Origin of the sequence: Cochleicola gelatinilyticus, from assembly GCF_001637325.1 — a bacterium.
Classification (GTDB): Bacteria; Bacteroidota; Bacteroidia; order Flavobacteriales; family Flavobacteriaceae; genus Cochleicola; species Cochleicola gelatinilyticus.
This window is the reverse complement of record NZ_LRXL01000012.1, coordinates 44,837-57,900: the sequence shown is the minus strand read 5'-3', so window position 1 is coordinate 57,900 and position 13,064 is coordinate 44,837. Positions and strand designations below refer to the sequence as shown.

9 protein-coding genes and 1 tRNA gene are annotated in these 13,064 nt (G+C 37.0%); 6 read left to right on the top strand and 4 right to left on the bottom strand.

Features of this window, described 5'->3' with window-relative positions; translation table 11 throughout:
- From ULVI_RS01210 to ULVI_RS01195, 4 genes are all read right to left on the bottom strand, one after another.
- Positions 1–327, bottom strand: coding sequence for an FtsB family cell division protein (locus ULVI_RS01210; RefSeq protein ID WP_068588672.1), 327 nt, complete (start codon positions 325–327; stop codon positions 1–3).
- Positions 324–944, bottom strand: coding sequence for a uridine kinase (gene udk / locus ULVI_RS01205; protein WP_068588670.1), 621 nt, complete (start codon positions 942–944; stop codon positions 324–326). Before udk ends, ULVI_RS01210 begins: the two co-directional genes overlap by 4 nt.
- 146 nt (positions 945–1,090) lie before the next feature.
- Complete coding sequence (locus ULVI_RS01200) at positions 1,091–1,540, bottom strand: c-type cytochrome (RefSeq protein WP_068588668.1); 450 nt, start codon at positions 1,538–1,540, stop codon at positions 1,091–1,093.
- 29 nt (positions 1,541–1,569) lie between these two features.
- Complete coding sequence (locus tag ULVI_RS01195; RefSeq protein ID WP_068588665.1) at positions 1,570–2,688, bottom strand: PQQ-dependent sugar dehydrogenase; 1,119 nt, start codon at positions 2,686–2,688, stop codon at positions 1,570–1,572.
- 500 nt (positions 2,689–3,188) lie between these two features.
- On the opposite strand from ULVI_RS01195, the gene ULVI_RS01190 reads away from it, so the two are divergent.
- The 6 genes from ULVI_RS01190 to ULVI_RS01170 all read left to right on the top strand — a co-directional run bounded on the left by ULVI_RS01190 (position 3,189) and on the right by ULVI_RS01170 (position 13,003).
- Positions 3,189–8,774, top strand: coding sequence for a CHAT domain-containing protein (locus tag ULVI_RS01190; RefSeq protein WP_068588661.1), 5,586 nt, complete (start codon positions 3,189–3,191; stop codon positions 8,772–8,774).
- 102 nt (positions 8,775–8,876) lie between these two features.
- A tRNA-Pro gene (locus tag ULVI_RS01185) sits at positions 8,877–8,952 on the top strand.
- A 39-nt stretch (positions 8,953–8,991) separates the two neighbouring features.
- Positions 8,992–9,234, top strand: coding sequence for a GIY-YIG nuclease family protein (locus tag ULVI_RS15260; RefSeq protein ID WP_082830752.1), 243 nt, complete (start codon positions 8,992–8,994; stop codon positions 9,232–9,234).
- A gap of 289 nt (positions 9,235–9,523) precedes the next feature.
- Positions 9,524–10,012 carry an acetyl-CoA carboxylase biotin carboxyl carrier protein subunit gene (locus ULVI_RS01180; protein WP_068588658.1) on the top strand — a complete coding sequence of 163 codons (489 nt, stop codon included), beginning with the start codon at positions 9,524–9,526 and terminating at the stop codon, positions 10,010–10,012.
- Entirely contained in the window at positions 10,012–11,451 is a 1,440-nt protein-coding gene (gene accC, locus ULVI_RS01175) for an acetyl-CoA carboxylase biotin carboxylase subunit (RefSeq protein ID WP_068588979.1), read from the top strand. The genes ULVI_RS01180 and accC overlap by 1 nt, the downstream gene beginning before the upstream one ends.
- 10 nt (positions 11,452–11,461) lie before the next feature.
- Positions 11,462–13,003 carry an acyl-CoA carboxylase subunit beta gene (locus ULVI_RS01170; protein ID WP_068588656.1) on the top strand — a complete coding sequence of 514 codons (1,542 nt, stop codon included), beginning with the start codon at positions 11,462–11,464 and terminating at the stop codon, positions 13,001–13,003.
- Positions 13,004–13,064: the final 61 nt, after the last annotated feature.

Sequence of the window (13,064 nt, the reverse complement as noted above, 5' to 3'; positions counted from 1 at the left end):
TCATTTTGGTTTTTTTAAACTATCCTCGTGTTCAATAATATAAATATCTTCGTTTTCTTTTTTAAGGTAGTATTTTTCTCGGGCAAATTTCTCGACTTCGTTACTATCTTTCATTTTATCGATGAACGTTTTGTCTTTTTTTATTTCTTCGGAATAAAATTCTTTGTTGTTCTCTAAAGCATCAATGTCATCACTTAGCTCCTTATGAATAAGAAACGAATTGGTGTCGAAAAAAAACATCCAGATTAGAAAAAGTAGTAAGATAAGCACATACGTATTGCTTACAATCTTAAACCATCGCTGCTTTTTTATTTCTGAAAACTTCACTCTTCTGTGTGTGCTAATTTCTGATTGATGATACTTCTAATAACATTTACTGCCACGGTGTTATATCGGTTCGTTGGTATGATAATATCTGCAAACTCTTTCGTGGGTTCTATAAATTGCTGATGCATTGGTTTTAACGTAGTTTGATATCTGTTTAGTACTTCTTCTAGATCTCTACCACGTTCTGCGATATCGCGTTTTAACCTACGTATTAATCGTTCGTCACTATCGGCATGAACATACACTTTAATATCGAACATTTCGCGTATTTCTGGGTGCGTAAGAATTAAAATTCCTTCTACGATAATTACCTTTCTTGGGTGTGTGGTAACTGTTTCTCCAGTACGATTATGATCTACAAATGAGTAGACGGGTTGTTCGAAAGAACGGTCTTTTCGAAGTAGTTCTAAATGCGAAACAAGTAATTCGAAATCGATGGAATTGGGATGGTCGAAATTGATTTTTACTCGCTGCGAAAAATCTAAATGACTCGTATCTTTATAATATGAGTCTTGAGAAATTACACAGACCTCGTCGGCCGGTAATTCTGCAACGATCTGATCTACGACGGTGGTTTTACCACTTCCCGTACCTCCGGCGATACCAATAATAAGCATGTTGTAACTGTTTACTGCAAAAATAGGTATTTAAAATTGAGAATTCAGAATTGTGAATTGAGTATTGTTCAAATTTATTACTCAAAATAGCTCGAGAAATAATTCTACACCCTTACAGAATTTTAAGATAGTTGTGTTGCGACAGGTTATTTAGACACTGCGTTTACCTCGTCTTTTGTGACCATTTCTTTTTGAGTGTTGCCCCAAGAATTCATTACATAATTAAGTACATCTGCAACTTCCTGTTCGCTTAGTCCCATTGGTGTCATAACTCCGTTGTAGGTAATTCCATTCACTTCAATTTTGCCGGTTTGACCGTATTTCACTGCATGAATACTTTCGGTTCGTTTTTCGGTAAGCCAATTCGATCCTGCTAAGGGAGGAAAGTTATTTGGAATTCCTTTTCCGTTTGGTAGGTGGCACTGTACACAAAAATCTGAATAAACCGTAGCTCCCCGTTCCATACTTTTTTCAAGATCGGACTGCATAATGTTTTTATCTTGTCCAATTTTAACGGATTCTTTTGCTTGAGTTTTTTTTGTTGCATTAGTACAACCCATAAAAATTACAAATAATAAAAAGCTGATTTTATACATATTTAGTTACCGTTTTTTTGTTTTGAAAATTAGTTAGGAATTATTTTTACAATACCTCTGCCTTCAACGCCAATGTAAATATAGCCGTCGGGTCCCATTTTTACGTTTCTAACGCGACCAACATCTACTGCTATTTTTTCTCGTGCAATTACCTTATTATCATCTAATGTTAACATCTCAACATAATTAAATTTAAGAGAGCCAACGAGTAAACTTCCTTTCCAATCTGGATATTTATTACCAGTAACAAAAGTCATTCCACTGGGCGCAATTGAAGGAACCCAATAATATATAGGTTGTTCCATGTCGGGATGTTCGGTTTTTTCTGTGAATTTTGTTCCGCTGTAATTAATTCCGTAAGAAATAACGGGCCAGCCATAATTAGCACCAGATTTTAGAATGTTTACCTCGTCACCACCTTTTGGTCCGTGTTCGTGAATCCAGATCGCTCCTGTTACGGGGTGTTTCGCCATTCCTTGTGGATTCCTGTTTCCGTAGGTATAAATAGCTTTTTTTGCAGCTGCTTCGTTAATAAAAGGGTTGTCACTAGGAATACTTCCATCGTCATTGAGTCGGTAGACTTTTCCTCCATCTCGCGTAATGTCCTGCGGATTTACATCTCGATTTCCACGTTCCCCAATCGTAAAATACAAGTACCCTTCATTATCAAATTCTATTCGAGAACCAAAATGTTGCCCTCTAGTTGTATTGGGAGTTGCTTTATAAAGTTTTTCAATATTGGTAAGTGAATTATTTTCGAGTTTGCATCGAATTAATGCGGTGTTACCTCCTTCTTTAGTGCCTTCAGAAGAAGCATAGGTTATATAAATCCAGCCATTCTTACTATAATTTGGGTGTATTTCAATATCTAACAACCCACCTTGTCCACGATTATATACTTCTGGAACATTGGTAATATTCGTTTTAATTCCGTCTTTAAAATGAATAATAGTTCCGCTTTTTTCAGTAATAAGCATGCTATTGTCGGGCAACCAAACCATACCCCAAGGGTTAGAAATGTTATTTACTACATCCTCGATCGAGTAGGTGCGTTCTTCAATATCTATCGCTATATCATTTTCTTTTACAGGTTGTCCGCAGGTGGTTAAAAATGAAAAAATAAGAGTAAGTGATATGAATTTGAGCATAATATTTATTTATTCTGAAAGGTACTGAAAATGGAAAGATAATAAAAAGCCCCACAAACAAATTGTAAGTGAGGCTTTGCGGGGTAATTAGTTGAAGTCTATCCACTAACTTACTACCGCCGTGGGTCTCTGACTTATAATTATGTACGATAAATTGTTAGGGATGGTTTGCTTAAACATTAATTATTTTTTAAAAACCTTATAAACAGTATGTTGTGCTGCTTTTCAGTGCATTTATGATTATCCACTCATTAGAAAAACTTTGAAACGGCAATATTTTTTTTTGGTTAGTTACCTTTTAATAAATTGTCGTATCTTTTTCATCTCCTTATAGTTAAGCCCCTTTTTTTGTCTTTTTATTCTTATAGTGAGTTTGTTGCTATAATGCATAAAAGATTTAATTGCGTTTGAATCTAATGTTACTGTTAAAATTGACATAAAAGATTTGAAAGACAACCTGCGACAAATTTTAATTGATACCAACCAAATAATGAAATTATATGAAACCAATTAATACGCTTGTTGTATATGGCAAAAAAGTACTTGTTGAAGAAAAAATAGGAGATGAGAATGAGGAAGTCCTAGTTTATAATCTTGAATCAAGCAATCGGGATAGCTCCAACCAACATAAAGTGTCTCTTGAGAACAAAATAATTGAACTTGTACTGGAAGACGGAACTGTCTGGATGTGTGATGCATCAACCTTGCACGAAATTTACCCTGAACTCGACCCTGCTTTAAAACCTAAAGCAACTCGTAGTAATACCCCTGAAGAATTTGTACTACCTGGAACTATTGATGCCCCTATTACAGAGCGAGGAATAATAGGAAAGTTCGTAGTTAAGGTTTTAAAGTTATTTGCAAAAAAAGCTCTGGATAGGGGAATTGTTACCGTTGCAAGAAAACTAGAGGACAAACATTTATTAAACGGAATTCTAGAAAATAGTGCGGTAGCAAATGAATTGGAAAAAACAAAATTCCTTGAATTTGGAGCTGGTTTATTAAAAATTGACTCTCATTTTAATTTTGAAGTATTTAACGAAAAAACGTCTAATTCACCTTATTTTCTTTTCATTCATGGAACTAATTCGGATACCAAAGGAGCGTTCGAATCCTTGATGAATTCACGAACTTGGAGTACTTTACACGATATTTATAAAACGAATGTAATTGCTTTTCAACATAGAACACTTACCGAAAGTCCTTTGCAAAACACGGTAAAGTTAGCAGAATTGTTACCTAATAATAGTGAACTTCATATTCTCAGCCATTCGCGTGGGGGGATTATAGGAGACATCCTGAACAAATATTGTAACAATGAAGAAACCCCGACTGGATTTACAGAAAACCATATTGAGTTATTGGAAAAAGAGGGAAGAGAAGATGATATTGTGGCGATTGAACAACTGAATAAGATTTTTAAAGAAAAGAAAATCAAAGTTACAAAGTTCATTAGGGTGGCTTCTCCTGCAGCGGGTACTAAGTTAGCTTCAAAAAGGCTGGATCAAGTTCTTAATGTTTTTTTTAATTTAATTCCAGGTGTTTTTGGAGATGTTCTAAAAGAACTACTTTCGGCAGCTATCGAGAGTAAAGATAATACGAAGGTATTACCAGGGATTGAAGCCATGAGACCCGATTCTCCTTTCATTAAAATTTTAAACGATCCAACACCTACTGTTGCAATACAAGGCGCTCCATTACTAGTTATATCAGGTAATGGTAGAGTTAATTTTTCTTGCCACGGACTACTCGTAATATTAGGAAAATTATTCTTTTCCCAAAGAAACGATTTGGTAGTAAATACCGACTCAATGTATTTAGGAGCCCTACGCAATGGAAAAATCCAATACTTTTTCGACCAAAGTGCAGAGGTGAATCACGTAAATTATTTTGAAAACGAAACGACTCGTGAAGCCATAGAATTAGTGTTATTAACAGCTTCGGGTGAACCAGTTCCTGGTTTCAAAATGATTGCTCAATATGAAATTCCGGGGAGTGATCGTGGTATCGAGCACGGAGAATTGTATCCAGACGATACGATTCCTTCTGGAAATAAACCCATCGTAATACTGCTTCCAGGAATTATGGGGTCTAATTTAAATGAAAAAAAGAAAGAAATCTGGTTGCATTACGGACGCATTCTAACAGGTGGTTTAACAAAATTAGGGTATAGTAATGTAAATAGAATTAGTGCAGAATCTGTAGTAAAAACTTCTTATTATAAAATGTATAAATGGTTGTCAACTAAATACGACGTGGTGATTTATCCGTTTGATTGGCGCGAACCATTACCAGTAAGTGCTGCAAAATTTAATTTAAAGGTAAAGGAACTACTCACATTTAAACAGCCTATAAAAATTATCGGACATTCTATGGGTGGTGTATTGGTAAGAGATTTTTTGATTAATCACCCGGATACTTGGAGGGAATTAAATAATTCGAAAGATTTTAGAATGGTCTTTTTAGGATCACCATTAGGAGGCTCACATAGAATTCCAGCAGTATTATTCGGGGAAGATGCGATTATAAATAAATTAAGCAAGCTCGATTTGTTTCATACTAAAAAAGGTTTGTTGAAGATGTTTAGCAAATTTCCAGGAATTTTGAGCTTATTACCACTTACGACCGATTCTGAAAATGATTTTGCGGATATAAACACTTGGCAAAAAATGAGGACTTATCACGGTACTTCAGATTGGCCACTTCCTTCAAAGGCACTCCTTAATGAATTTAGAATATATCGAGATAATATTTTGAAGAAAAGAGTACATATCGATTATTCAAAAATGGTTTATATCGCAGGGAAAGATAAAATGACACCAACTGGATATTATACAGAAGACTTTCCAACTGGAAAGGATAAAAGAAAAACAAAAAAGAAGCTTCAGTTTCTATACACTGGGGAGGGAGATCAAAGTGTAACTTGGGAGTTAGGCATACCTAAAGAAATGGCGAAAGAATCGGTTTATTATAGTCGCGTCACGCATGGTGCTTTAGCTAATGACCCCGAACTTTTCGATGCAATTGAAGAGATTCTTTTAACAGGAACAACAAAATTACTTTCCAATAATAAACCGCTATTACGAGGAGAAGAACAAGTATTTAGAGCAGAACCAGATATCGATTTCGATCTTTCTGAAAGTGGACTCGAAAGAACCGTACTTGGATTAAGTAATAAAGAAAACCCTGTAGGAAGTCAAATTCCATTAACCATTACTGTGAGTAATGGTGATTTGCGTTATGCAGCCCACCCCATACTTGCAGGACATTTTATGAATGATGGGGTATTGCATGCAGAACAAGCGATTAACAATTATCTTCAAGGAAGCCTTGTCTCTAAACATAGACTAGGCTTGTATCCTGGAGAAATAGGTAGTAATGCTTTTTTTAATCAAATGCAAGGAACCGATTTTGCAGGAGCAATTATCGTAGGGTTGGGAGAACCCGATCAATTAACTTCACATCAACTAGCTAAAACGGTTGAGCAGGGTGTACTTAATTATTTATTAAGTATACGTAATTCACAACCATCTAAAAAAACGATAGGGGTATCGTCGCTCATAATTGGTTCTGGATATGGAGGTCTTTCAGTAGAAGGATCTATTAAAGCAGTTATAGAAGGGGTGAATGCAGCGAACGAGAAAATAAAAATGCTGTTTAATGAAGGGTATCGAACCGTTCAAAATCTTGAATTTGTTGAGCTTTACGCAAACCGAGCTCTAAATTGTATGTATGTGCTTAATAAGATTGTACAAAATGAAAATGCAACATTAAATGTCATTATTGGGAATAAACGTATTAAGAACTTATTGGGAATTCGTAAAAGAACTCCGTTAGATACTTCTGAAGACTGGTGGAATAGAATTAATGTGAAGCACAAACCCGAAAACAAAGAAACCAACGAACCTGCTAGCCTAATCTTTGGAGCATCTACGAACGATTCTAGAGAAGAGGAAAATCAATTGTTTAGTAGCACTACCTTGATAGATCTTTTTATTTCTGAAGTGTCCACAAATAATCAATGGAACCCGTGTACAGCCAAAACTTTATTTGAGTTGTTAATTCCCAATGCATTAAAAGAAAAACTTAAACGAAAAGGCAACATTTCATGGATCTTAGATACCAAAACAGCATCCTATCCATGGGAATTGTTGCAGGATAGTACAACTAATGCAAAGCCTTTATGTATAAACGCTGGTATGATTCGTCAACTTTCAACCAAAGAGTATCGCGTTAATATAAAACGGGTAGCAGAAAGAGGTGCGCTTGTCATAGCAGATCCAATCTTAGAGGGTTATATTTCTCAGCTACCTGGAGCCAAAAGAGAAGGAACTTTAGTAAAAGAGGTCATGGAGAATGTTGGTTATCCTGTTAATTCACTTATAGGAAAAAGTGCGGCGAGTATTATAAAAAGTTTTTTCTGTCAAGATTATACAATTATACACATGGCAGGTCACGGTATTTATAATCCGAAGTATCCTAACAAGTCAGGAATGGTTATAGGTAAAGAGAGCTTTTTATCTGTCTTTGAGATAGAGCAGATGCCAGTGGTACCCGAATTGGTTTTTGTTAATTGCTGTCATCTAGGAGCTACTAATGCAGAGGACGAAAAATTCTATCTAGATCGTTACAAGCTAGCAGCCAATATCGGAACACAACTTATTAAGATTGGAGTAAGAGCAGTGATTGCAGCAGGTTGGGCTGTAAACGACGAAGCAGCCTTAGACTTTTCATCCGTTTTTTATGATGCCATGTTTAGTGGCGATACTTTCGGGAATTCAGTAAAAAAAGCACGACATACTCTTTATGAAAAATACCCGGAAAACAATACTTGGGGCGCGTACCAATGTTATGGTGATCCATTTTTTAAATTAAAAGGGGCTACTTCTGGCAAACGTGTATGGTCACCTAATTATATTGTTCCGCAAGAGGCTGAAATTCATTTAGATAATTTACTCAACCAATTAGAGATGGCTACCGATACCGAAAATGATTATCTGTCGGAATTACAAACGATCATCGATGCGGTAGACCGTGATGTTTTTATGACTCCACACATTAGTGAACGAATCGCTAAAATTTATCAGGAACTTGCAATGTATAAAGAAGCGATCGAAAAATATGAAGAGTTACTTAATATGGAAGATGCAGGATTTTCTTTCAATTGTATGGAACGTTTTTGCAACACACGTTCTAAATATTACATTCAAAATTATTTTGAAAAATCAAATCCAACACTTAAGGATAAAAAAGAAGCACATAATGCAATAGAAAGGGTTATAGGGGATCTAAAAGTATTATTAATTGCTGGAAAAACCGCCGAAAGACTTAACTTATTAGGTAGTTCTTACAAGCGATTGGCCTTATTGTCGCCTTCAAAAAATGAACGATTGGAGGCCTATAGAACTGCCATGGAGACATACGAGATGGCTTATGAAAGTCCGAATAACAAAAATAAAGTCTATTCTTTGGTCAATGCAATCGAGTTGGCTTGTTTGCTGGTATTTAATTCTTCCGAATCTATAAATAAAAAAGAGGTAAAGGGGGTGATGCGTCATATTGAGTTAGTGGAAGAAGCACAAGATAAACTGAAAGAAGAATTGAAAAAATTACCAGAGCGATCGGAGTACGATAACTTAAACTATTGGGACATGGTAGCTTTCTTAAATATCGATCTCTGTCTTTTATTAATTATTGAAGATGATCTAGACCCAGGAGAAAATAATGAAGCAAAAATGGAAGACCGTTGGAAAGATATTGTATTAAATTTTAATAAGATTTGGAAAAAAGTTGGATCTGAAGCTAAAAAGAAAGCAGAGATGGAGCACCTTCAATTTTTAAATTGTTCCTTAAATTATGCGCTCCATGAACCCCTTTCCGAAAATGCTAAATTAACCAATTCTCCAACAGTAAAAGATCTAGAAAAGCAAATTAATATTCTTAGAAATACATTGAGCAAAGTGAGAAAACAATTAAAAGATGAATCTGTTGAAAAGACCAGTAAATCGAAACGAGTTACAACCACAATTACGAAAAAAAAGCCAGCAACTAAACCAAAAAAAGCTACAAAAAACAAGAAAAAATAATAGCTATAGCAATACCTATCAAGGCTTTAATAATAGGCTGCTATAAAAAGATGAATGTTTCTTGCAGGACAATAGAATTTTCTTATTTTTGCAGTCCAATTTCGGGGTATAGCGTAGCCCGGTTATTGCGTCCTGCTTTGGGAGCAGGAGGTCGCAAGTTCGAATCTTGCTACCCCGACTAAAAGACCATCTCCTTTCGAGATGGTCTTTTTAGTTTATGTCACATTTGGTTTATATTTTATATAGTAGTTCGATTTCACAATATTATTGCGGGGAGACCTCGAATATTGAGGATAGGCTTCTACGTCATAATGGAGGAAGGTCAAAATCTACTAAGCGCGGTATCCCTTGGGTTCTAATAAGAACAATAGATTGCATAGATCGTTCAGACGCAAGAATTTTAGAATCCCGAATCAAAAAACGAGGTATTTCGAGATGGCTAGAAGCTAATCCCGAATAGTTCGGTTATTGCGTCCCGCTTTATGGCGGGAAGGTCGCAAGTTCGAATCTTGCTACCCCGACTAAAAGACCATCTCCTTTCGAGATGGTCTTTTTAGTTTATATTTTATATAGTACTTTCATTTTCTTGTTGTCGGATTATAAGCACTATCGTGAGGAATCTCTGTAAAAGTTCTTATTTTTGAATATCACTATTTACATTTCTTAGTAGAACTATGCGTGTAAGTAGGGTGTTAATACGTTGCTGAAATAGCTTGTTAAATATAGCAGCAACAGATACATTCAAATTTATGTCAATTAAATACAAAGCTACCGTAAATGAAGGGTTCGAATTTTCATTATTTCAAAAAGATGCTGCAGCACTTGACCTTGTTTCGAATTCCCATTCAAATCACCTTATTATAAATGATCACTCTTTAAATGTTGAAGTACTTCATCGCGACTTTCAAAACCGAGCGTATACTATCAAAATTAACGGAAACCGTTTCAACGTGCATATCGAAAATGAACTTGACGCGCGTATCGCAGCAATGGGATTATTTCTCGGAAGTGAGTCTGTAGAGAACGAAATTCATGCACCCATGCCAGGGCTTATTCTGGAAGTAAGCGTTTCTGAAGGAGACGTTGTTGAAGCGGGAGATCATCTTTGTGTCCTTGAAGCTATGAAAATGGAAAATGCCCTCACTGCTCCTAGATCGGGAACAATAAGAAGTGTACGAATAGAACAAGGACAGACAGTAGATAAAGGAATTTTACTTATTGAATTGGAAGCAGAATGATACAAAAAATATTAGTTGCCAACCGAGGAGAAATTGCACTCCGAGTTATGAAAACAGCCCGAAAAATGGGCATACAAACAGTTGCAGTCTATTCTGAAGCTGATAGGAATGCGCCACATGTACGTTTCGCAGACGAAGCCGTATGTATTGGTCCACCACCTTCGTCAGAATCTTATTTAAGAGGAAAACATATTATTAAAGTCGCGAAAGAACTAGGCGTTGATGCGATTCATCCCGGCTATGGTTTTTTAAGCGAGAATGCAGAATTTGCAGAGCAGGTGGTCACTAACGGACTTGTATTTATTGGTCCTAGACCACACGCCATTCGTGTGATGGGAAGTAAGTTAGCCGCTAAAGATGCCGTTAAAGCCTATGACATTCCTATGGTGCCAGGTATTGATGAAGCGATTACCGATGTTGAAAAAGCAAAAGAGATCGCAAAAGATATCGGATTCCCAATTCTAATTAAAGCCTCTGCTGGGGGTGGTGGAAAGGGAATGCGTATTGTCGAAGAGGAAAAAGAACTCGCTGAACAAATGAAACGCGCCATAAGTGAGGCCGAATCTGCTTTCGGCGATGGTTCTGTTTTTATAGAAAAATATGTCGCCTCACCACGCCATATTGAAATTCAAGTGCTTGCAGATAGTTTTGGTAATACCGTTCATCTTTTTGAGCGTGACTGCAGTGTACAACGAAGACATCAGAAAGTGGTGGAAGAAGCTCCTTCGGCGGTGTTAACTCCCAAATTGCGAAGTGAAATGGGAGCCGCTGCTGTAAAAGTAGCCAAAGCCTGTGATTATGTGGGGGCTGGTACGGTTGAATTTCTTTTAGATGAGTCACTCAATTTCTATTTCCTAGAAATGAATACACGCCTCCAAGTGGAGCACCCCGTAACCGAACTTATTACTGGTATCGATCTGGTGGAGCAGCAAATTAAAGTGGCACAGGGAGAAACACTTTCTTTTAAACAAGATGACCTCACTATCAACGGACATGCATTTGAACTCCGGGTATACGCTGAAGATTCTTTGGCGAACTTTATGCCGAGTGTAGGAACCTTGGAGATATATCAACCGCCCAAGGGAGAACACATACGAGTAGATGACGGTTTTGAAGAAGGAATGGAAGTTCCTATACAATATGACCCAATGCTGTCTAAACTAATCGTTTGGGGTACTTCGCGAAATGCAGCGCTTCAGAAAATGGAAGAAGCTATAGCAAATTATGAAGTTTTAGGAGTGAGTACGACATTGCCCTTCGGAAAGTTTGTCTTTGCGCATGAAGCCTTCCGAAGTGGAAATTTCGACACGCATTTTGTAAAGAATTATTATTCCGAAGAAAAACTGAAAGATCAAATGAAAGCAGAAGCAGAGATAGCTGCCAAAGTAGCCTTTGCCATGTATTTGAAAGACGCCGAATTACTAAGGTTGCCAAAATAAAGAAAATTCAATGAGTGATACTACCAATAAATTAAAAGATAAAATCGCTGAAGCCAAATTAGGTGGAGGAGAAGCACGCATAAAAAAGCAACATGCCAAGAATAAACTTACTGCACGAGAACGTGTTGAATATTTATTAGATGAAGGATCGTTCGAGGAAATGGGCATTTTGGTAACACATCGTACCACCGATTTCGGAATGGAAAAACAAAAATTCTACGGAGACGGGGTGGTTACAGGATATGGTACTATTAATGGCCGACTCATCTATATTTTTGCACAAGATTTCACCGTATTTGGTGGAGCATTATCGGAAACACATGCCGAAAAAATCTGCAAAGTAATGGATCATGCCTTGCGAGTAGGCGCACCTTTAATCGGATTAAACGATTCAGGAGGAGCCCGTATACAAGAAGGTGTACGTTCGCTGGGAGGATATGCCGATATCTTTTATCGAAATGTACAGGCATCTGGGGTTATTCCGCAGTTGTCGGCAATTATGGGACCTTGTGCCGGTGGTGCTGTGTATTCTCCAGCGATGACCGACTTTACGCTAATGGTTCAAGACAGTAGTTATATGTTTGTTACGGGCCCTAATGTGGTAAAAACCGTGACCAACGAAAATGTAACTTCAGAAGAATTAGGGGGAGCAAGAACGCATGCCACAAAAAGTGGGGTAACTCATTTTACAGCGAGTAATGATATTGTGTGTCTAGAACAAATAAAATCGTTGTTGAGCTATCTTCCTCAGAACAACAAGACCACTACCGAAAAACTACCGTTTACTTTAGGAGATGAAATTCGGGAAGAATTGGAATCTATTGTACCCGATTCGTCGAATAAACCCTACGATATGCATGCGGTGATCAATGGAATTATCGACACCGATTCTTTTTTTGAAGTTCATAAAGACTATGCCGATAATATTATTGTTGGTTTTGCAAGATTGGGAGGAAGAAGCATTGGTATTGTCGCCAATCAACCGATGAGCCTTGCTGGGGTGTTAGATGTGGATAGTTCTATTAAAGGAGCTCGTTTTACGCGTTTTTGTGATGCATTTAATATTCCGTTGCTTGTTTTAGTTGATGTTCCTGGATTTTTGCCTGGAACCGATCAGGAATGGAATGGAATTATTCTGAATGGTGCCAAATTATTATACGCCTTGAGCGAAGCTACTGTGCCAAGAGTTACCGTAATTACTCGTAAAGCGTATGGAGGTGCTTACGATGTAATGAATAGCAAACACATTGGAGCAGATATGAATTATGCTTGGCCTACGGCTGAAATTGCAGTAATGGGAGCGAAGGGTGCCAGTGAAATTATCTTCCGAAGAGAAATTGCGGCTGCTGAAGATCCAGAGTTGAAATTAACGGAGAAAGAAGCAGAATACGCAGAAAAATTTGCCAACCCCTTTAGAGCGGCTGAACGTGGGTTTATCGATGAGGTGATCCTTCCGAAAGATACTCGTAGAAAATTATTAAAAGCTTTTTCGATGCTTGAAAATAAAACAGTAGTTCGACCCGACAGAAAGCATGGAAACATTCCATTATAAGAATGATTGATAATTATCGTGTAAGAACAGATAAGAACTGAAGAGATTGTAAAAAGAAAAA